General features: G+C 72.7%; 19 protein-coding genes. 14 read left to right on the top strand and 5 right to left on the bottom strand.

Annotation, left to right across the window (positions count from 1 at the left end; genetic code table 11):
- The first annotated feature begins 99 nt into the window (after positions 1-99).
- From murC to ACWDAK_RS23030, 3 genes are all read left to right on the top strand, one after another.
- Entirely contained in the window at positions 100-1,524 is a 1,425-nt protein-coding gene (gene murC / locus ACWDAK_RS23040; RefSeq protein ID WP_427394594.1) for a UDP-N-acetylmuramate--L-alanine ligase, read from the top strand.
- 21 nt (positions 1,525-1,545) lie between these two features.
- Positions 1,546-1,950 carry a peptide-methionine (R)-S-oxide reductase MsrB gene (gene msrB / locus ACWDAK_RS23035; protein ID WP_344635200.1) on the top strand — a complete coding sequence of 135 codons (405 nt, stop codon included), beginning with the start codon at positions 1,546-1,548 and terminating at the stop codon, positions 1,948-1,950.
- Positions 1,951-2,128: 178 nt separating this feature from the next.
- Positions 2,129-4,273 (top strand): restriction endonuclease, encoded by a 2,145-nt coding sequence (locus ACWDAK_RS23030; protein ID WP_344635199.1) that lies wholly within the window; start codon positions 2,129-2,131, stop codon positions 4,271-4,273.
- A 48-nt stretch (positions 4,274-4,321) separates the two neighbouring features.
- Here ACWDAK_RS23030 and ACWDAK_RS23025 read toward each other — a convergent pair whose 3' ends face one another.
- Positions 4,322-5,236, bottom strand: a complete 915-nt coding sequence (locus ACWDAK_RS23025; protein WP_344635198.1) for a GNAT family N-acetyltransferase — start codon at positions 5,234-5,236, stop codon at positions 4,322-4,324.
- 258 nt (positions 5,237-5,494) lie between these two features.
- Between ACWDAK_RS23025 and ACWDAK_RS23020 the strand changes: the two genes are divergently transcribed.
- The 4 genes from ACWDAK_RS23020 (at position 5,495) to ACWDAK_RS23005 (ending at position 8,764) form a co-directional block, all read left to right on the top strand.
- The gene (locus ACWDAK_RS23020; RefSeq protein ID WP_449806492.1) at positions 5,495-6,346 is read left to right on the top strand and encodes a DUF692 domain-containing protein; all 852 of its coding nucleotides are present in this window, start codon (positions 5,495-5,497) and stop codon (positions 6,344-6,346) included.
- Positions 6,339-6,770, top strand: a complete 432-nt coding sequence (locus ACWDAK_RS23015) for a hypothetical protein (protein WP_344635196.1) — start codon at positions 6,339-6,341, stop codon at positions 6,768-6,770. The genes ACWDAK_RS23020 and ACWDAK_RS23015 overlap by 8 nt, the downstream gene beginning before the upstream one ends.
- Positions 6,771-6,830: 60 nt before the next feature.
- Positions 6,831-7,928, top strand: a complete 1,098-nt coding sequence (locus ACWDAK_RS23010; RefSeq protein ID WP_427394595.1) for a TIGR04222 domain-containing membrane protein — start codon at positions 6,831-6,833, stop codon at positions 7,926-7,928.
- 80 nt (positions 7,929-8,008) lie between these two features.
- Positions 8,009-8,764 carry a TIGR04222 domain-containing membrane protein gene (locus ACWDAK_RS23005; RefSeq protein WP_344635194.1) on the top strand — a complete coding sequence of 252 codons (756 nt, stop codon included), beginning with the start codon at positions 8,009-8,011 and terminating at the stop codon, positions 8,762-8,764.
- A 105-nt stretch (positions 8,765-8,869) separates the two neighbouring features.
- On the opposite strand, the gene hemQ is transcribed toward ACWDAK_RS23005, so the two are convergent.
- From hemQ to ACWDAK_RS22990, 3 genes are read right to left on the bottom strand one after another with little or no spacing between them, the layout of a single operon-like run.
- The gene (gene hemQ / locus ACWDAK_RS23000; RefSeq protein ID WP_344635193.1) at positions 8,870-9,583 is read right to left on the bottom strand and encodes a hydrogen peroxide-dependent heme synthase; all 714 of its coding nucleotides are present in this window, start codon (positions 9,581-9,583) and stop codon (positions 8,870-8,872) included.
- Entirely contained in the window at positions 9,580-10,980 is a 1,401-nt protein-coding gene (gene hemG, locus ACWDAK_RS22995; RefSeq protein WP_344635192.1) for a protoporphyrinogen oxidase, read from the bottom strand. The genes hemQ and hemG overlap by 4 nt, the downstream gene beginning before the upstream one ends.
- A 33-nt stretch (positions 10,981-11,013) precedes the next feature.
- Complete coding sequence (locus ACWDAK_RS22990; RefSeq protein ID WP_344635191.1) at positions 11,014-11,601, bottom strand: Uma2 family endonuclease; 588 nt, start codon at positions 11,599-11,601, stop codon at positions 11,014-11,016.
- A 150-nt stretch (positions 11,602-11,751) separates the two neighbouring features.
- Between ACWDAK_RS22990 and ACWDAK_RS22985 the strand changes: the two genes are divergently transcribed.
- Complete coding sequence (locus tag ACWDAK_RS22985; RefSeq protein ID WP_427394596.1) at positions 11,752-12,525, top strand: SDR family oxidoreductase; 774 nt, start codon at positions 11,752-11,754, stop codon at positions 12,523-12,525.
- Between the two features lie 66 nt (positions 12,526-12,591).
- On the opposite strand, the gene hemE is transcribed toward ACWDAK_RS22985, so the two are convergent.
- Complete coding sequence (gene hemE, locus ACWDAK_RS22980; protein ID WP_425557546.1) at positions 12,592-13,692, bottom strand: uroporphyrinogen decarboxylase; 1,101 nt, start codon at positions 13,690-13,692, stop codon at positions 12,592-12,594.
- A 145-nt stretch (positions 13,693-13,837) separates the two neighbouring features.
- On the opposite strand from hemE, the gene ACWDAK_RS22975 reads away from it, so the two are divergent.
- The 6 genes from ACWDAK_RS22975 to ACWDAK_RS22950 form a co-directional block, all read left to right on the top strand.
- Positions 13,838-14,482: a DUF3000 domain-containing protein gene (locus ACWDAK_RS22975; RefSeq protein WP_344635189.1), complete on the top strand. Its 645-nt coding sequence runs from the start codon at positions 13,838-13,840 to the stop codon at positions 14,480-14,482.
- Between the two features lie 322 nt (positions 14,483-14,804).
- A complete protein-coding gene (locus ACWDAK_RS22970) occupies positions 14,805-15,521 on the top strand; it encodes a helix-turn-helix transcriptional regulator (protein ID WP_344635188.1) in 717 nt (238 codons plus the stop codon).
- Between the two features lie 250 nt (positions 15,522-15,771).
- On the top strand, positions 15,772-17,022 hold the full coding sequence (locus ACWDAK_RS22965) for a ribonuclease D (RefSeq protein ID WP_344635187.1): 1,251 nt from the start codon (positions 15,772-15,774) through the stop codon (positions 17,020-17,022).
- A 354-nt stretch (positions 17,023-17,376) separates the two neighbouring features.
- Positions 17,377-18,594 (top strand): thiolase family protein, encoded by a 1,218-nt coding sequence (locus tag ACWDAK_RS22960; protein ID WP_344635186.1) that lies wholly within the window; start codon positions 17,377-17,379, stop codon positions 18,592-18,594.
- Between the two features lie 2 nt (positions 18,595-18,596).
- Positions 18,597-20,729, top strand: a complete 2,133-nt coding sequence (locus ACWDAK_RS22955; protein WP_427394597.1) for a 3-hydroxyacyl-CoA dehydrogenase NAD-binding domain-containing protein — start codon at positions 18,597-18,599, stop codon at positions 20,727-20,729.
- Positions 20,656-20,851 (top strand): alpha amylase C-terminal domain-containing protein (locus tag ACWDAK_RS22950; RefSeq protein WP_449806491.1); only part of this gene is annotated, 196 nt, incomplete at its 3' end. The genes ACWDAK_RS22955 and ACWDAK_RS22950, both read left to right, overlap by 74 nt.

The following is a 20,851-nucleotide window of genomic DNA, read 5'->3' as shown; positions in this document are numbered from 1 at the left end:
ATCGTCCTTGCGGACCGCCCGCAGGGGCGATTCGCGTTCTGCCATGCCGCCGGCCCCACTCGGCCACACCCGCCGGCCCGATTTTGTACGGAGCACGCCTTGAACGACGCCGCGCACGACCTGCACGCCCCGCACTTCATCGGCATCGGCGGCGCCGGGATGTCCGGGCTGGCGAAGATCCTCGCGGTCCGCGGCGCCAAGGTCTCGGGCAGCGACGCCAAGGAGTCCGAGACCGTCCTGGCGCTGCGCGCGCTCGGCGCGGAGGTCCACGTCGGCCACGCCGCCGAGAACCTGCCGGCCGGGGCCAGCAACGTGGTGGTCTCCAGCGCCATCCGGCACGACAACCCGGAGCTGGCCGCCGCCCGCGAGCGCGGCATCCCGATCGTGCACCGCTCCGACGCGCTGGCCGCGCTGATGGGCGGCCGCCGGGCGCTGGCCGTCGCCGGCACCCACGGCAAGACCACAACCACCAGCATGCTCGCCGTCAGCCTCGCCGAGCTGGGCCTCGAACCCTCGTATGCGATCGGCGGCGACCTGGACGCACCCGGCTCCAACGCCCACCACGGCGCCGGTGACATCTTCGTGGCCGAGGCCGACGAGAGCGACCGCAGCTTCCACAAGTACGCCCCCGAGGTCGCGATCATCCTCAACGTGGAGCTCGACCACCACGCCAACTACGCGTCGATGGACGAGATCTACGAGTCCTTCGAGACCTTCGTCGGCCGGATCGTGGCCGGCGGCACCCTGGTGATCTCCGCCGACCACCCCGGTGCCCGCGAGCTGACCGGCCGGGTGCGCGGCCGCGACGGGCTGAACGTGGTCACCGTCGGCGCGGCCGAGGACGCCGACGTCCGGGTGCTCTCGGTGGTCCCGCGCGGCATGACCAGCGAGGTCACCGTCCTGCTGGACCGTGCCGAGCTGACCTTCACCGTCTCCGTCCCCGGCCGCCACTACGCGCACAACGCAGTCGCCGCGCTGGCCGCCGGCGTCGCGCTGGGCATCCCCGCGGCGGACCTGGCCAAGGCGATCGGCAGCTACACCGGCGTCCGCCGCCGCCTCCAGCTCAAGGGCGAGGCCGCGGGCGTCCAGGTGATCGACTCCTACGCCCACCACCCGACCGAGATGACCGCCGATCTGGAGGCGATCCGCGAGGCGGCCGGCGGCAACCGGGTGCTGGTGGTCTTCCAGCCGCACCTGTTCAGCCGGACCCAGCAGCTGGCCGAGGAGATGGGCCGGGCCCTGGCGCTGGCCGACGCCTCGGTGGTGCTCGACATCTACCCCGCCCGGGAGGACCCGATCCCCGGCGTCACCAGCGAGCTGATCATCGACGCGGCCCGCCGGGCCGGCGCCGAGGTCGCCGCCGAGCACTCCTTCGCCGCCGCCCCGGCGCACCTGGCCTCCCTCACCAGGCCCGGCGACCTGCTGCTCACCATGGGTGCGGGCGACGTCACCAACCTTGGACCGGCCATTTTGGAGAGCCTGCGGGGCCCGGCCCACCTCGCCGGCGTTGCAACTGACGCCTGACCGACGGACGAGGAGCACACGATGAGCTACGAGATCGAGAAGTCCGACGCCGAGTGGCGTGCGCAGCTGACCCCCGAGGAGTACCACGTGCTCCGCGAGGCGGGCACCGAGCGGCCGTTCGCCGGTGAGTACACCGACACCAAGACGGTGGGCGTGTACAGCTGCCGGGCCTGCGGCGCCGAGCTGTTCAGCAGCGAGACCAAGTTCGACAGCCACTGCGGCTGGCCCTCGTACTACGCGCCGCTCGCCGGGGACCGGGTGGAGTACCTGGCCGACGAGTCGCACGGCATGCGGCGGGTCGAGGTCCGCTGTGCGCGCTGCGGCGGGCACCTCGGGCACGTCTTCGAGGGCGAGGGGTACGGCACCCCGACCGACCAGCGGTACTGCATCAACAGCATCTCGCTGAGGCTCAAGCCCGCCGAGTAGGAAGCCTTCGCACGGGAGCTCTCAGGGTGCGGGACGACGCCCTGAGAGCTCCTCCGCACGCTTGCGGGGGCACGCTCCGCACACCGGCGGCTCCGCTCGTCTGAGAGACTGATCATCTGTCAGGGACGGGCGAGAGAGGACCACGGTGGCACGGCGACGCAGCTCGGGAGTACTGGCCATGCTGGCTGAGGCACAGCGTCAGCAGGCCCGCCAGCAGGAGGCGCAGCGCCGGGCCGCGGTGGCCGCCCAGCGGCAGTACGAGCGCGAGCAGCGCGAGGTCCAACGAGCCGCCGCGCAGGGACAGAAGGAAGCGCTGCGGGCGTACCAGCAGGGCCGGGAGGCGGACGCCGCCCGGCGCACCGCCGAGCTGGACGAGCGGGTGGCCGCGCTGCGCGGGGTGCTCCAGACCGGGCTCGGCGGGCCGGTGTTCGCCCTGGCGAGCCTGCAACGCCCCGTCGTGGTACCGCCGTTCGACCCCGGGCCGCTCGGCGTCCCGGTCCCGCCGCCGGACCAGTCGCGCTATCTGGTACCGCCGTTGACGGGTGTGCAGGCGCTGAACCCGGCCGCCCGGCGCGAACACGACGAGCAGGTCGCGCACGCCCGGGCCCGGTTCGAGCAGGACTGGCACGCCGCCCAGGCCGCCGACGACCAGCGGCGGCACCAACTCGACCAGTACCGGGCGCAGTACGAGGCCTGGGCCGACGACCGCCGCCGGGCCGCGGCCGGCCACGCCGAGCAGGCCGTCCGGCTTGCCGCCGAGCTGCGCGACGGCTCGGCGAGCGCGGTGGCCGAGTTCTTCGAGACCGCGCTCCGCTGGCGCGAGGACTGGCCCGAGGGGTTCTGGCAGGACTGCGTGACCGCCTGGGACGAGGCCACGGGCCAGCTCGTCGTGGACTGGCGACTGCCGGGCTTCGAGGTGGTCCCGGAGACCGCCAGGTACCGCTACGTGAAGTCCACCGACCAGGAGACCGAGGTCGCCCGGTCCGCCGCCGAGCGGAAGGCGGTCTACCGCGAGGTGCTGGCCCAGTGCGCGCTGCGGGTGCTCGCCGAACTGTTCCTGGCGGACGGTGAGGGGCGGCTGGCCTCGGTGGTGTTCAACGGCTACGTGGAGGCGGTGGACCCGGCCACCGGGCGCGAGGAGCAGCGCTACCTGGTCTCGGTGGCGGTGGAGCGGGCGGTCTTCGGCGCGGTCGCGCTCGACCGGGTCGAACCGGTCGACTGCCTGGTCGACGGCCTGCAGGGGCGGCTCTCGGCCCGGCCGGAGAAGTCGGAGCCGGTACGCACCGAGCGGCTCGCAGAGGAGATCGGCAGCTTCCGGGCGGATGCGTCCGAGGAGGATCCCGACCTCTTCGAGATGGACCCGCTGGACTTCGAGAAGCTGCTCGCCGAGCTGTTCCGGCGGCTCGGCTACCAGACCCGCACCACCGAGCGCAGCGGGGACGACGGCGTGGACGTCATCGCCGAGAACCCCGACCCGATCACCGGCGGCCTGTACGTGATCCAGGCCAAGCGCTACCGCAAGACGGTCAGCCCGACCGCCGTCCGCGACCTGGACGCGACCATGGCCCACTTCGGCGCCAACAAGGGCATCCTGGTCACCACCTCGGGCTTCGGCCCGGGCTCCCGCCGCTGGGTCGAGGGCAAGCCGCTGACCCTGATCGACGGACCGATGCTGGTCCAGCTGCTCAAGGAGAACGGCCTGCCCGGGCGGCTCGGCCCGGCCACGGTGTCCGTTCCGGCGCAGCCCGGACCGGGCCGGGCCGCACCCGCCGCCGAGCCGGTGCTGCTGACGCCCGGTGCGAACGTGGTGCTGCCGGAGGCGGAACTCGCCGAGCTGTCGGTGCGGTTCGGCTCCGCCGGAGCCGAGGCCGACCTCACGCTGCTGCTGCTCACCGCCCGGGGCACGGTCCGCGGCGACGGGGATTTCGTCTTCTACCACCAGCGCAGCGCCGAGCACGGCGCCGTGACGCTGCACCCCAAGCAGACCGCGGACGGCGGACGGACCACCGAGAGCGCCGTCGTCCGGCTGCGGAAGCTGCCGGCGGCCGTCCACCGGGTGGCGGTCGCGGTGAACATGGACACCGACTCGGGTACCAGCTGCGCCGAACTGCGCGACGCGGCGCTGGAGGTGCGCGGGGCCGGCGGCTCGGCCTGGGCCTTCCGGCCGCCCGCCGACCCGGCGGTGAAGGCCATGCTCGTCGCCGAGCTGTACCGCCACCGGGCGGGCACCCCGGACGAGGTCTGGAAGCTGCGCGCGGTCGGCCAGGGCTGGTCCGACGGCCTGGCCGGCCTCGCCCGCGCCCATGGCGTCGAGGTCTCCTGACCGCGGCATCCGGCCCCGGCCGCGCGGTCCTTCGTGAAACGCGCGCCCTTACAGCTCCCGGATGTACTTCCACTCGCGGGCGCAGCGCTCGTACCCCAGCCAGGCATTGACCGCGAGCATCGGTGCGTTGGTGGTGTCGTTGCTGGTGTAGGCGTCGGTGCAGCCGGCGGCACGGGCCAGGTGCAGGGAGTGGGCCTTGGCCAGTTTGGCGAGGCCGCGGCCCCGGTAGCGGGCGCCGGTGGTGGTGAAGGCGGACCAGTAGCGGTGGGCGCCGTCGGTCTCGGCGGCCACCAGGGCGGCCTCCCGGCCGTCCAGGACGGCGACGGTGGTGAGGCCGCGGTCGAGGTCGGGGTGGTCCCAGGTGTCGGCGAGCCACTCCTGGTAGCCGCGGTCGGCCGCGTCCAGGTCGCCGGGCTCGTCGCGGCTGCCCTCGATGTCCAGCAGGTAGAGCGGGCGGGGATCGTCCAGGTAGTCGTCGGCGGTGCGCAGTTCGACGCCCGGCGGGAGCGCGGGGACGGGCGGCAGGCCCGAGGTGAGGTCGAGGCGGGCGAAGTACAAGCTACGGCCGGCCCGGTAGCCCCGATCGGCGGCGAAGCGGCGGGCGGCGGGCTCGTCGTCGACCCAGGAGTGGATCCGGTTCACCCCGTGTGCCGTCAGGTGCTGCTCGGCCGCCCTGACCAGGGCCCCGCCCGCGCCCCGGCCGCGGTACTCGGGCAGCACGCTGACGTTGATGCCGCCCTGGCCCTTCACACTGGCGTCCGCGTGCACCATGCAGCGGGCGGTGCCGACCACCCGGCCGTCCAACTCTGCGACCAGCAGCCGGTAGTGCTGGTCGGGGGCGGCCGCACCCACCCTCCAGCGGACGGCCTCGGGCGTCATCAGCAGGTGCGGGCGGCCCGCGCTGTACGCGGCGGCGGCCGCTTCGGCGTCTTCGGGGCGGAAGTCACGGATCGTCAGATTCATAGGCCGCCCACGGTAGCCCCGGAACCGCCCGGGTTCCGCTGAATTTCCGGGTGCGGCGGAAAGCTCAAGTTCAGCTCTGAGGTTGCCGGGTGCGGGTTGGCAACGACCCGGCGGGGAGAGACCCTCAGCAACGAGGCGTGAGAGCGCGACGAGGCCCTCTCCGCGGTCCGATGACACCTGTGCGGCACAGCTTCCGTTCCGTTGTCCCACCGTTCTGTCCGACGCTGTTCGGCGAGCCCTCCGAAGGGGGCGCATCCCATGACGTCTGCTGCTACTGCCCTGCCCCGCCTGGGAGTCGGCATCGGCTGGCGGGCCGAGATCGACACCGTGGTGGAGCGGCTGCCCGGCCTGGACTGGGTCGAGGTGGTCGCCGAGAACCTCTGCCTCGACCAACTGCGCGCCGGCCACTTGCCCGAGTCGCTGCGGGTGCTGCGGGAGCGCGGTGTGACGGTCGTCCCGCACGGGGTGGCGCTCGGTCTCGGCGGTGCCGAACTGCCCGACCCCGAGCGCCTGTCGCGGCTGGCCACGGCCGCTCAGGCGCTGGACGCGCCACTGGTCAGCGAGCACCTGGCGTTCGTCCGGGCGGGCGGGGTCGAGGCGGGCCACCTGCTGCCGGTGCCGCGTTCGCGGGACTCGCTGCGGGTGATCGCGGAGAACGTCCGGATCGCCCAGCAGGAACTGCCGGTTCCGCTGGCGCTGGAGAACATCGCCGCCCATCTCGCCTGGCCCGAGGACGAGTTCACCGAGGGCGAGTTCCTGGCCGAGCTCGTCGAGCGCACCGGCGTACGGCTGCTGGTCGACGTCGCCAACCTGCACACCAACCGGGTCAACCTGGGCCTGGACGTCGCCGCCGAACTCGACCGACTGCCGCTGGAGGCCGTCGCCTACGTCCATGTGGCGGGCGGGATCGAGGTCGACGGGGTCTGGCACGACACCCACGCCCACCCGGTGACCGAGCCCGTACTCGAGGCCCTGGCCCGGCTCTGCGAACGGGCGCTGCCGCCCGGCGTCCTGCTGGAACGTGACGACCACTACCCGCCGCCCGCCGAACTGGCGGGCGAGCTCGACGCGATCCGGGCCGTGCTGGAAGGAAGGCTGGAGCATGTCTGAGCACTTCGAGTACCTGGTCAGGGCGGGCGACCCGGAGCTGGTGGTGGCCCGCGCGCGACTGGCCCGGCGGCAGGCCGAGCTGCTGGCGGTGCTGGTCTCGGGCGGCCCGGCGCCGGAGGGCTTCGACCCGGAGCAGGTACGCGTCCAGACCCAGGGCCTGCTCGCCAAACGGCGGGACACCGTGGCCCGGGTGGCACCCGAGGTCGCGCGGATCCTCGGCGACGACTACCTGCCGCTGTTCCGCCGGTACGCGCAGCAGGGCCCGGCCGTCGGGGGCTACCGGGCGGACGCGCGGGCCTTCGCCGAGTGGGCGGTCGACTGGGCCGCCGTCGGCGCGCCGCACACTCCCTGGCGGCCCGCACTGGAGCGCTGGCTGCGGCCTGCCGAACCGCCCCGCCGCCGCTGGCGCCGCTTCCACGGCTAGGGCCCGTCCGGCGGGTCCGAGCACCGCCGGCTGCTTCAACTCGACTACGGGGGACATGAGATGTGGTACACCGAGTTCGCCGCCGCCACCACGCTGGTGGTGGGCACGGGCCTGTGGACGTCCGTCGCGCTGCGGCGGATGCGGCGGGTACCGAAGCCGCAGGGCCTGCCCGGCCGCGCACTGCCGCTGCCGGAAGGCGCCTTCCTCGCCGGCGGCCCGGCCCGGGCGGCGGAGGCGGTGATCGTCCGGATGCAGCGGGAGGGCCGGCTGATCGTCTCCCGGGACGGTCTGGCCACCGTGACCGACCCCGCGCCGAAGGACCCGGCCGAGGCCGTACTGATCAAGGCCGCGGGGCCGGGCCGGCAGAGTGAAGTGGACCTGCTGCGCCGGGCGGTGATGCGCAGCCCGGAGATCCAGCGGATCGGCGACCGGCTGGCGGAACGCGGGCTGATGCGGCGGCCCGAACTGCACCGCGCCGCCGTCCGGGCCCGGCGCTTCCTGCAGCTGTCCCTGCTGGTCGCCCTGATAGTCGGGTTGGCGACCGGGCTCGGCTGGCCCTTCCGGCCCGCCGGGGAGCGGGCCACGAGCGCGCCGCCGTTCTTCGCCTTCCTCGGACTGCTGTTGCTCGGGGCCGTCTGGCTGGCCACCACCAGGCCCGGGAAGAGCCGGGTCAGCCCGGCCGGGCTGCGGCAGCTGGGCCTGATGAAGACCGGTTCCTCACCGTGGAAGCCGGCCGTCCCCGGGGCCGACGCCGACACCACCGCCGCACTGGGCGCACTGGCGCTGGAGGGCGTCGAGTCCCTGAAGGACGAGGACCTGCGCACCGCCATGCGGAAGCGGGCCCGCGCAAGCGTCGGCGGCGGCTCGGGCGACTCCGGTTACGGTGGGGGCCTCGACGCGGGGGCGGCGGCGGTGGCCTGGTGCTCGTCCGCCACCCCGGACCCCGGTCCGGGCGGCTCACACCACGGTTCGCACCATGGCTCGTCCTGCGGCTCGTCCAGTGGCTGCGGCTCGTCCTCCGGCCACAGCAGTTCGTCCAGCCACAGCAGTTCGTCCAGCCACAGCTGCTCGTCGGGGCACAGCAGCTCCTCCGGCCACAGCTGCTCGTCGGGGCACAGCAGTTGCGGATCCAGCTGCGGCTCAAGCTGCGGTTCGTAACCCGTGCATCGGTCACAGTTCGGTATCGCGAACCGGAAATTCACTTCCCCGAACGGCTCGCCAGGTCTAGAAACAGCCCCATGTGGTTGCTCTTCCTGATACCCGCGTTCCTCGCCGCCGCACTCTCCTGCTTCCGGCTGGTCAAGGTCGCAGCAACCGCAGACGCGCTCTCCGGGGCCGAGACCGGCCGGCCCGGCGACGCCACCGGGATCGGCCTGTACGAGACCGCGCACCTGGCCGGGGGCCCGGCCCGGGTGGTCGATCTCGCCCTGGTACTGATGGCCGCTCAGGGCCGGCTGCACCTGGCGCACACCGGTTGGACCACCGTGGTGGACCCGCAGGGCCGCAACCTGCTGGAGCGGGCGCTGATCGATTGCATCGGCCCCGAAGGGCAGTGCAGGACCTCCGAGCTCCGCGAGCAACTCGCCGTCCACCCGGCCGTGCTGGAGATCGGCGGACGGCTGGTGCTGGCCGGACTCGCCACCCCGGCGGTCGTCAAGGAGGCCACCTCCATGGCGGTCCGGCAGGTGCGGCTGGCACTGCTGCTGAGCCTGCTCCTCCTCGGAGCGTCCATCGCGCTGGCGCCCGACGGCACGGACACGGGAGCCGCCATCGCCTGGTTCGCCCTGCCGTTGGTACTCACCAGCGGCACGCTGCTGATGGCCCGGGTCGACGTCCACCCCTACACTCGCTGGGCCACCCACGCCGGCCAGGAGGTACTCCACGCGGTCCGCCCCGACCCCGCCGGCGCCGAACAGGAACTGCTCACCGCCGTCGCCATGGTCGGCCCCGCCGCGCTCCAGGACGCCCGCCTGCGCGCCGCTCTGCGCAACTAGGGCCCGTCCGGCCGGGTACGGGGATCCGCGCGGTCCGCCCACCTCCGTGGTGGGCGGACCGCGCGGATCCCGGTACCCCGGTTCGGCGCGGTCAGGCGCGGAGGCTCAGACCAGGCCGGCCACCAGCTCGGCGACCGGCTTGCGGCGGCCGGTGAAGAACGGCACCTCCTCGCGGACGTGCAGCCGGGCCCGGGACGGCCGCAGGTCGCGCATCAGGTCCACGATCCGGTGCAGCTCGTCCGCCTCGAAGGCGAGCAGCCACTCGTAGTCGCCGAGCGCGAACGAGGCGACCGTGTTGGCCCGCACGTCCGGGTAGCCCCGGGCCATCTGCCCGTGCTCGGCGAGCATCGCGCGCCGCTCCTCGTCCGGCAGCAGGTACCACTCGTAGGAGCGCACGAACGGGTACACGCAGACGTACTCGCGGGCCCGCTCGTCGGCGAGGAACGCCGGGATGTGCGACTTGTTGAACTCGGCCGGGCGGTGCAGCGCCATGTTGGACCAGACCGGCTCCAGGGCGCGGCCGAAGCCGGTGCGGCGGAAGCGGTTGTACGCCTCCTGCAGGTTGTCCGAGTCACCGGAGTGCCACCAGATCATCACATCGGCGTCGGCGCGCAGGCCGGACACGTCGTAGGTGCCGCGCACCGTGACGTCCTTCGCCGCCAGCTGCTCGAACAGCTCCTCGACCTCGGCCGCCAGCGCGGCGCGGTCCTCGGGCAGCTCGCTCCTGAGCTTGAACACCGACCACATGGTGTAGCGGATGACCTTGTTCAGGTCCCGGGCCTTCTTCTTCTCGGGCTGCGTTTCAGTGGACTCAGTCATGTGCCCATTGTCCCTTCCGTTACGTGTGTGCCGATCGCCGGGGTCAGCACCTCGTCGACCGCCCGGCGGGCACCGGCGATGCAGGCCGGAATCCCCACCCCGTCGTACGCGGCCCCGCAGACCGCCAGGCCGAGGCGGGCCACCTGCCCGCGGATCCGCTCCACCCGCTCCAGGTGCCCCACGGGGTACTGCGGCAGACCACCGCGCCAGCGGGTGACCGCGGTGTCGTACGGGCGCGCGCGCAGGCCGACCGCCTCACCGAGGTCGGCCAGCGAGCGGGCCACCAGCTCCTCGTCCGGCAGGTCGAGCGCCTCCTCCTCGCGGTGGCGACCCAACGAGGTGCGCAGCACGAAGGCGTCCGGTGCGCCGCGGTCCAGCCAGCCCCACTTGTTGGAGGAGAAGGTGGACGCCTTGATCGAGCGGCCGTCGTCCGGCGGCACCAGGAAGCCGCTGCCGGTCAGCGGCTCGGTCAGGTCGGCGCGGCGGAAGGCCATCGTGACCAGGGCCATGCCCGCGTACTCGACGGTGTCCAGTTCGGCCGCCGCGCCCGGGGCGTCGGCGCGCAGCAGCCGGGCGGCCTGCGGCGCGGGGACGGCCAGCACCACCGCGTCTGCGTGCAGCACCTCGTCGCCGGTGACGACCCGCCAACCCTCGGGGGTGCGGCGCAGCTCGTCCACCGCACTGTCCGTGCGCAGCTCGGCTCCGGCCTTGCGGCAGGCGTCGGCGACCGCCTCCGGGAGGGTGCCGACACCGCCCTCGATGCCCTGGAAGACCGGCCCGACGCTGGTGGGCCGCGCGGTCAGCTCGCGCACCTCCTCCAGCAGCGAGCCGCCGCTGCGGGCCACGGGCAGCAGCGCGGGGACGGCCGCGCGCAGCGAGATCTCATCGGCGTGACCGGCGTAGACGCCGCCGAGCAGCGGTTCCACCAGTCGGTCCACCACCTCGCGGCCGAGCCGAGCCGCGACGTACTCGCCGATCGAGACGTCCGACCCGACCGGGGCCGTGGCCAGCTCGTGCCTGACCCGGTCCAGGCCACGCTCGGAGAGCACCCCGGAGGCGGCCAGCGCGTCCAGGTCACCGGGGACGCCCATCACCTGCCCGCCGGGCAGCGGCCGCAGGGCCCCCCTGGTCCAGATCGCGGCCTTCGCCGTGCTCGGCGGCTCCAGGGCCCCGGCGAGGCCGACCTGCCGGGCCAGCTCCACCGCCTCCGGCCGCCGGGCGAGCATCGACTCGGCGCCGAGGTCGACCCGCACTCCGCCGACCTCACCGGCCCGCAGCTTCCCGCCGAGCCGCCCGGACGCCTCCAGCAACGTGACCCGGGCCCGCGCACTCGCCGCGTACGCGGCCGTGAGCCCGGCGATCCCGCCGCCGATCACCACGACATGAGGTTCAACCATGCTCGCAGTCTCGCAGAGCTCACACCGGAGGCCTCAACCGGTGCGGCGCAGCGGCTTGTCGAGCCGGTCGAGATCGATCTTCACCGGAAACGGAACCGGCCGATCGAGGGTCCCGCGGAAAATACCGGCCGGTGCGTAGGCCGAAGTCGACTCTTCGAGCTCGAAGACGTGGGCGACCGGCAGGCCGGTCTCCTCCTCGATCCGCCAGTAGTGCGGAATCCCCGCCTCGGCGTACTTGCGCACCTTGACCGTCCGGTCGCGGTGAGCGGACTCCGGCGACACGACCTCCACCACCAGGACGACGTCGGACGGAGCGAACCACGTCCGGTCAGGCTCGTAGGCCGCCGTGGTCACGACCAGATCGGGCTCCGGGCGATTCCGCTTGTCCAGCCGGATGGTCATCTCCCGCTCGACTTCGACGCCGTCCGGCAGCTGGGGCTCCAGCGCGCGGGTCAGCCCGGAGATCACACGGCTGTGCCAGGACCGCTGCGGGGACATCATGAAGACCAGCGCTCCGTCCACGAGTTCGGTGTGCCGAGGCAGGTTGGGCAGACCATCGAGATCCTCGGCGAACCAGCCCTCCTCGCGGGGCGGATACATCCAGTCAGGCAGCTCGCTCATGGCTACAAGCTAGTCGCTGACGCGAAGCCGACGCCACGGAATCTCCCTGGGATCACCATCAGAAAAATCGTTCGAGGAGGACTGTCACATCCGACCGGCCTGCCCCGTCCTCTTCCTGCCGACGGCGGTACGACACGGAGAGGCGGAGCGATGGAGAACACGGTGCTGGTGACCGGGGCGACCGGGGTGCTGGGGCGCGAGGTGGTGCGGCGCCTGCGCGGGACGGGGGCGCCGGTGCGGGCGCTGACCCGGCGGACGGCGCTGCCCGAGGATCCCGGGGTGGCCTGGTTCACCGGCGACCTTGCGGCCGGCACGGGGCTGGACGCGGCGCTCGACGGCGTCCGTACGGTCGTCCACTGCGCCAGCGACGCCCGGCACTTCAAGCAGGACGTCCCCGCCATGGAGAACCTGCTCGCGGCGGCGGAGCGCGCCGGGGTCGGGCACGTCGTCAACATCTCGATCGTCGGCGTCGACCGGATCCCCTACCCCTACTACGCGGTCAAGCTGCAGGGCGAGCGGATGCTGGCGGCATCAGGGCTCGGTTGGACCAACCTGCGCGCCACCCAGTTCCCCGAACTGCTCAACGCGGCGTTCGGAGTGCTGTCCCGGCTCCCGGTCGTCCCGGTGCCGTCCGGGACCGTCTGCCAGCCGGTGAGCCAGGGTGAAGTGGCCGACCGGCTGGTCGAGTTGGCGCTCGGAGCACCAGCGGGCCGGGTGCCGGACCTGGCCGGCCCCCGGGTGTACCCGGTGGCCGAGCTGGCCAGGGGCTGGCTGTGGGCGGCGGGCAAGCGCCGCCCGGTGCTGGCGGTGCGAATCCCGGGGAGGATCGGCGCGGCCTTCCGCTCCGGCGCGCTCACCGCGCCGGACCGCGCGGTGGGCCGGCGCACCTGGGAGCAGTACCTGGCTGCCCGGTTCACCCGCTGATCCCCGAAGCAACCGGGCAACCGGGCAGCTCCGCGAAGGCGCCTGCCGGTTGCCCGGGAGGGGCCGCTACCGCGCGCTGGTCTCGTGGACGAACTCGACCAGCCTGGTCAGCGCGTCGGGGTCCATGTTCGGCATCACGCCGTGACCGAGGTTGAAGATGTGGCCGCTGTCGCCGAGCGCCTGGGCGGCGTGCAGCACCTCGCGGGCCTTGGTCTCGACCACGCGGGTGGGTGCGAAGAGGACGGCCGGGTCGAGGTTGCCCTGGAGGGCCTTGCCCGGGCCGACCCGCTCGGCGGCGACGTTCAGCGGCACCCGCCAGTCCACCCCGACCACGTCGGCACCGGCCCCGCCCATCAGGTGCAGTAGTTCGCCGGTGCCGACGCCGAAGTGGATCCGCGGCACGCCGTAGCGGGCGACGGCCTCGAAGACCTTGGTGCTCGCGGGCATCACCGAGCGGCGGTAGTCGTCCGGGGCGAGCGCGCCGACCCAGGAATCGAAGAGCTGGACCGCCGAAGCGCCCGCCTCGATCTGGATCTTCAGGAAGGCGGCGGTGATGTCGGCCAGCCGGTCGACCAGCGCGGCCCACAGCTCGGGCTGGCCGTACATCATGGCCTTGGTCTGCTCGTGGCTCTTCGACGGGCCGCCCTCGACCAGGTAGCTGGCCAGGGTGAACGGGGCGCCGGCGAAGCCGATCAGCGGGGTGGTGCCGAGTTCCTCGACCAGCATGCCGACGGCCTCGGTGACGTAGGGCATGTCGTCCGGCTCCAGCGGGCGCAGCCGCTGGAGGTCGTCGAAGGTGCGGATCGGGTCGGCGATCACCGGGCCGATCTTCGGCACGATGTCGACGCCGACGCCGATGGCCTTCAGCGGCACCACGATGTCGCTGAAGAAGATCGCCGCGTCCACCTTGTGCCGCCGCACCGGCTGGAGGGTGATCTCCTTCACCAGCTCAGGCCGGGTGCAGGACTCCAGCATCGGGATGCCCTCGCGCACCTTGAGGTACTCGGGCAGCGAGCGGCCGGCCTGGCGCATGAACCACACCGGGGTGTGCGGCACCGGCTCGCGGCGCGCGGCGCGCAGGAACGGGGAGTCGTACGCCGCGCCCCGGCGCGCGGGGGAATGCTGACCGGTCTGGGCTGGCGGGGTCGCCGCGGAAGTCTCACTCACGGTGCAAATCTTCGCATGTGTCCCGGACCGCGCCCCCGACGGCGAGTCGTGCGTTCCTCCAAGATCTTCGAGAGCACCCGCCCCGGCGCGCCGCAGGTGCGAAATGTGCTCGGATTGCGGCGTCGGCCCACCTAGGCTTCCGCTCATGGCAGCGGTCGGCGGGCACCCCGCACAAGGTGGCGGAACGGGCAAGGAGTCGGCGCCGATCGAGTTCCGCGCAGCGGTCGAGGTGCTCGGCACGGCGCGGCTGCGGCCCGAGGTGCAGCTCTCGCCCGCCCCGGCGCCCCGGCGGCTGGCCCCCTACACGTACGCGCTCACCGCCACCGTCGAGGTGGAGGGCGAGGAACTGGCGGACGGCCGGCTGGTACTGCTGCACGACCCGGCCGGCCAGGAGGCCTGGCACGGCGACTTCCGGGTGGTCACCCTGACCCGGGCCGAGCTGGAGCCCGAGATCGCCGACGACCCGATGCTCTCCGAGGTTGGCTGGTCCTGGCTGCTGGACGCGCTGCGTTCGCACGGTGCCGGCTACGCCGAGCCGGGCGGCACGGTCACCCACGCCTCCTCGCACTACTTCGGCGCGCTGTCCGACCGGGAGCCGTCCACCGAGATCGAGATCCGCGCCTCCTGGACCCCGGCGGACGGCCGGTTCGAGCGACACCTGGCGGCCTGGGGCGATCTGCTCTGCGCCTGCGCCGGCCTGCCGCCGAGCACGGTGGCACCGCTGCCGGACTCGCCGTCACTCGGCGGGGTGGTCCCGATGCCCGCGCGGCGGCGCCCGCGCTCCCACTGAGGAGCGACGGACGGCCCGTTCGAGGCCGGCCGCGGCCAACGCCACCCGCAGGACTGACGCCGCATGACTTCGACCCCGGTCTGCGTCAATTCGCCGTCCAGTCCTGATCGGTAAGCGTTGCTTTCGATCGAATCCGTGCGATTTCAGGGCATGTCGCATCAGTCATTTGCGCGATTTGTCCGTATTGTTACTCACTAGATCGTGATCTTTCGCTAAAGCCGGACACGGTTGATGCCGAAGGTGTCTGTGACCCTTTCCAAACGCGGAACGACCCGACCGCCCCCTCGGGGTTCCGTCCGCCACTCCCCGCAGGAGGCCCCTGGTGTCGGTCCTTCTTGAGCACCCCGCAAACGTGGTCGCATACCGCCCGACGAAGCCCACCGCGATGGTGGTCATCGCCGATCCCCGTGTCCGGAACACCGTCACCCGGCACCTGTGGGCGCTGGGTGTCCGCGATGTCATCGAGGTCTCCTCGATCGCCGAGGCCCGTCCTCGGGTCGCCACCCCGCGCGACATCTGCGTCGCCGACGTCCACCTCCCGGACGGCTCCGGCCTGACCATCCTGGCCGAGACCCGCGCGGCGGGCTGGCCCAACGGCCTGGCGCTCTCCGCCGCCGACGACATCGGCGCGGTCCGCAGCGCGCTCGCGGGCGGTGTCAAGGGCTACGTGGTCACCGGCACCCGCACCAACATCGCCATGCCCGGCCGTCCCGGGCTGCCGCTCGGTGCCGCCGGACTGGGCGGCCGGATGCGGCGGCCCGGGATGCCGGGCATGCCCGGTGCGGTCGGCGCCCCGGGGGCACCCGGCGCTCCCGGCGCTCCCGGTGTGCAGCCCGCCGCCTACCGCGAGCTGTCCGGCCGCGAGGTGGAGGTGCTGCGGCTGGTCGCCGAAGGGCAGTCCAACAAGGCGATCGGCGTCGCGATGGGCCTGTCCGCGCTGACGGTGAAGAGCCACCTGGCCCGGATCGCCCGCAAGCTGGGCACCGGAGACCGGGCCGGGATGGTCGCGGTCGCCCTGCGGACCGGCATCATCCACTGAGCTCCGCCGACGTCCGCGTGCCGCACCGCAGCCCCAGCAACGACAGACAGTTCGATTGGCAGCCCGGAGGAACGTTTCCTCCGGGCTGCCGGTTTTCCCCGAAGCCCAGGTCAGGTCCGTCCGGGCGGGGGGCCATCCGGGCGAACTTGGGCGCGTCGTTGAGCGTGTCGACTGGGCAGGAGGACGTCTGAGTACCTTCTGACCAGTCCGACAACCTTCCCGGTTCCGGCCGCCGTCGTACTCTTGGGGGGTGACCGACGCCGTAGCAGCCATCCCAGAAGAGACAGCCCCGGTCCCGCTCCTTGAGCCCAGGGAGGGACTGCCACCCGTGGTGGTGGACGAGCGGGTGCTCGCCGAGACGATCGCCGCCTTCGCCGCGGGCAGCGGCCCGGTCGCAGTCGACGCCGAGCGGGCCTCCGGGTACCGCTACGGACAGCGGGCGTACCTGATCCAGCTGCGACGGGCCGGCGCCGGCACCGCGCTGATCGACCCGATCGCCTGCCCCGACCTCAGCGCCCTCGGCGCCGCGCTGGCCGACACCGAGTGGGTGGTGCACGCGGCGACCCAGGACCTGCCCTGCCTCTCCGAGGTCGGAATGCGGCCGTCCCGGCTGTTCGACACCGAGCTGGCCGGCCGGATCGCGGGCTTCCCCCGGGTCGGACTCGGCCCGATGACCGAGAGCGTGCTCGGTCTGTCACTGGCCAAGGAGCACTCCGCGGTGGACTGGTCGACCCGTCCGCTGCCGGAGCCCTGGCTGCGGTACGCCGCCCTGGACGTCGAGGTGCTGGTCGAGCTGCGGGACGCACTCGAACAGGAGCTGGACGCCCAGGGCAAGCTCGGCTGGGCCCTGGAGGAGTTCGCCGCCATCGCCGACGCACCCAGGCCCGCCCCCCGGGTGGACCCGTGGCGCCGCACCTCGCAGTTGCACAAGGTGCGGCGCCGCCGTCAGCTGGCCGCCGTCCGGGAGCTGTGGCAGACCCGGGACAAGATCGCGCGGGAGCGGGACGTCTCGCCCGGGCGGGTACTGCCGGACGCCGCGATCGTCAACGCGGCGCTGGCGATGCCGCAGAACGTGGCCGCACTGCAGATGGTGCAGGGGTTCGGGCCGCGGATCAGCCGGCGGCAGCTGGAGCAGTGGCTGGCCGCGCTGGACCGGGCCCGGGAGATCCCGGAGACCGAGCTGCCGCCGGCCACCGCGCCGCATGACGGGCCGCCGCCGCCGCGGGCCTGGGCGGAGAAGGACCCGGTGGCCGCGGCGCGACTCTCGGGGGCCCGCGCGGCCGTCACCGAGCTGGCCGAGGTGAAGCGGCTGCCGGCCGAGAACCTGATCACCCCGGAGCTGGTGCGACGGGTCTGCTGGGAGCCGCCTGCCCTGCTCACGGTGGACGCGGTCGGGTCGGCACTGCTGGCGCTGGGCGCCCGGAATTGGCAGGTCGACCTGGTGGCTCCGGCCATCTCGGCGGTGTTCGTCAAGGCCGCCAACGGGACGGTCCGGGGCTGAGACTCCGGCCGCCCGGGGTGAGCTCCGGGCAGGCGGGTGAACGATCAGGGGCGCGGGGAGACGCGCGAAGCGGAAGCAGGGTGCCGCGCCGGCCCGCACCGGGCGGGGTACGGCATCCCGCCTGTGCGGGCTCGGGCCCGGCGGCGGTCGCCTTCCGGCTCGCGCTCCCCCGCGCCCCTGTCCGCGTACCTGGTCGTTTCCAGGCCGATTGACGTGGTGCGGGACACATGGGGTGATGGGGGTGCTGCCCCTGGGCAAGCTAGTTACCGGCGGGTAGCATGGCCGTGAAGCAGCGCCGCTCCATCTGTGACGTCGACTGCGCTAAACGTCATGTCCCCTGGGAGGAGAGCCCCCGTGCCTCGTACCGCGAGGGACGTCGTCTTCGTCGACGGCGTCCGCACCCCGTTCGGCAAGGCCGGCCCGAAGGGCATCTACCACGAGACCCGCGCCGACGACCTGGTCGTCAAGTGCATCCGCGAGCTCGTGCGCCGCAACCCGAACCTGCCCGTCGAACGCATCGACGAGGTCGCCATCGCCGCGACCACGCAGATCGGCGACCAGGGTCTGACCATCGGCCGTACCGCCGGACTGCTCGCCGGCCTGCCGAAGTCCGTTCCCGGCTACGCCATCGACCGCATGTGCGCCGGCGCGATGACCGCCGTCACCACCACCGCGGGCGGCATCGCCTTCGGCGCGTACGACATCGTCGTCGCCGGTGGCGTCGAGCACATGGGCCGCCACCCGATGGGCGAGGGCGTCGACCCGAACCCGCGGTTCGTCTCCGAGAAGCTGGTCGACGAGTCCGCCCTGTTCATGGGCATGACGGCGGAGAACCTGCACGACCGCTTCCCGCACATCACCAAGGAGCGCTGCGACGCCTACGCCGTGCGCTCCCAGGAGAAGGCCGCCAAGGCGTACGCCAACGGCGACATCCAGCCCGACCTGGTGCCGATCGCGATCCGCAACACCAACCCCGAGGTCGGCGAGACCGGCTGGGGCCTGGCGACGGTCGACGAGCCGATGCGCCCGGGCACCACGATGGAGTCGCTGGCGGGCCTCAAGACCCCGTTCCGCCCGCACGGCAACATCACCGCCGGCAACGCGGCCGGTCTGAACGACGGTGCCACCGCCTCGCTGCTGGCCGCCGAGGACGTCGCCGAGGAGCTCGGCCTTCCGGTCAAGATGCGCCTGGTCTCCTACGCCTTCGCGGGCGTCGAGCCCGAGGTCATGGGCATCGGCCCGGTCCCGGCGACCGAGAAGGCCCTGGCCAAGGCCGGCCTGACGATCGAGGACATCGGCGCGTTCGAGATCAACGAGGCCTTCGCCGTCCAGGTGCTGGCCATGCTCGACCACTTCGGCATCGCCGACGACGACGAGCGCGTCAACCCGTACGGTGGTGCGATCGCCTTCGGCCACCCGCTGGCCTCCTCCGGCGTCCGTCTGATGACCCAGCTGGCCCGGCGCTTCGAGCAGCGCCCGGACGTCCGCTACGGCCTGACCTCCATGTGCATCGGCTTCGGCATGGGTGGAACGGTCATCTGGGAGAACCCGCACTTCGAGGGTGGTAAGTGACGATGACGAGCACCACTGAGCTGCTGACCCGCGGCGCCGAGCTGTTCCCCGGCGAGGTCGTCACCACCGCGCACGTCCGCCACCTCGACCTGCCGCTGCAGGCGGGCAGGCTGGCGCTGATCACCCTGGACAACGGCTTCGACCACACCAAGCCGACCACCTTCGGCCCGGGCTCGCTGCTGAAGCTGTCCGAGGCGCTGGACCAGGTCGAGGCCGAGGCCGCCGAGCAGAAGATCGTCGCGGTCGCCGTCACCGGCAAGCCGTTCATCTTCGCGGTCGGCGCCGACCTCAAGGGCGTCGAGCTCCTCAAGGAGCGCGAGGACGCGCTGGCCATCGGCAAGGGCGGCCACGAGGTCTTCAAGCGGATCGCCGCGCTGCCCGTCCCCAGCTTCGCCTTCTACAACGGCGCGGCGATGGGCGGCGGTGTCGAGGTCGGCCTGCACTGCACCTACCGCACCGTCAGCGCGGGCGTCCCGGCGTTCTCGCTGCCCGAGGTCTTCCTCGGCCTGGTCCCCGGCTGGGGCGGCTGCACCATCCTGCCGAACCTGATCGGTCCGGCGAAGGCCGTCAAGGTCATCGTCGAGAACTCGATGAGCCAGAACAAGCAGCTCAAGGGCAAGGACGTCTTCGAGCTCGGCATCGCCGACGCGATGTTCGAGCCGGCCGACTTCCTGGAGCAGTCGCTGCTCTGGGCGGCCAAGGTCCTCAAGGGCGAGACGGTCGTCGAGCGCGAGGAGATCGACCGCGGCAAGGCCTGGGACGACGCCGTCGCCTGGGGCCGGATGGTCGCCGACGCCAAGGTGCACGGGGCCGCTCCCGCCGCCTACAAGGCGCTGGACATCATCCAGCAGGTCAAGGACCAGGACCTGCAGGCGGGCTTCGACGCCGAGGACGTGGCGCTGGCCGACCTCATCATGAGCGGCGAGCTGCGCAGCGGCATCTACGCGTTCAACCTGGTGCAGCGCCGGGCCAAGAGGCCCTTCGGAGCCCCGGACAAGTCGCTGGCCCGCCCGGTCTCCAAGGTCGGCGTCGTCGGCGCCGGCCTGATGGCCTCCCAGCTGGCGCTGCTGTTCGCCCGCCGGCTGGAGGTGCCGGTCGTGCTGACCGACATCGACCAGGAGCGCATCGACAAGGGCGTGGGCTACGTCCACGGCGAGATCGAGAAGCTGCTGGAGAAGGGCCGGATCGGCAAGGACAAGGCCAACAAGCTCAAGGGCCTGGTCTCCGGCCACCTGGACAAGGCCGTGGCCTTCGGCGACGCGGACTTCGTGATCGAGGCCGTGTTCGAGGAGATGGGCGTCAAGCAGAACGTCTTCGCCGAGCTGGAGGCCGTGGTCTCGCCGACCACGATCCTGGCCACCAACACCTCCTCGCTGTCGGTCACCGAGATGGCGTCCAAGCTCCAGCACCCGGAGCGCGTGGTCGGCTTCCACTTCTTCAACCCGGTCGCGATCCTGCCGCTGCTGGAGATCGTCCGTGCGGAGAAGACCGACGACGCCTCGCTGGCCACCGCCTTCGCGGTCGCCAAGAAGCTGAAGAAGACCGCCGTTCTGGTCAAGGACGCCCCGGCGTTCGTGGTGAACCGGATCCTGCTCCGCTTCATGGACGCGATCCAGGGCGCCATCGACGAGGGCACCCCGATCGAGACGGTGGAGAAGGCCGTGCTGCCGCTCGGCCTGCCGATGTCCCCGATCGTGCTGCTGGAGCTGGTCGGCCCGGCCATCGCCCTGCACGTGTCGGAGACCCTCGCCGCGGCCTTCCCGGACCGGTACACCGTCTCCGAGAACCTCACCAAGCTGGTCAAGGCCGGCAAGCGCGGCTTCTACATCTGGCAGGACGGCCAGCAGGTCATCGACCCCGAGGTCCTGGCGCTGCTCTCCTTCGGCGACACCGTGCTGACGGAGGAGCAGGTCCTCGCCAAGGTCCTGGAGGCCGTGGCGCAGGAGATCGGCCTGATGCTGGACGAGGGCGTCGTCGGCGAGGCGCAGGACATCGACCTGTGCATGATCACCGGCGCCGGCTGGCCCTTCCACCTGGGCGGGCTCACCCCGTACCTGGACCGTGAGGGCGTCTCGGAGCGCGTCAACGGCAAGCGCTTCCTGGCCCCGGGCGTGGCCTCCGTGCCGACCGCCTGAGCGGCTGCCGCAGCAACACCGTGGGGCCAACTTCTCTCCCGTGGTGCGCCGCGGCTACCGCACCGGGCTGCCGCTCCCGGGCGCCTGGCAGCCGGTGCTGGACACCGACGCCGCCCGCTACG

This window comes from Kitasatospora sp. NPDC001175 (assembly GCF_053598215.1).
This window is presented reverse-complemented; position numbering and strand designations above follow the sequence as displayed.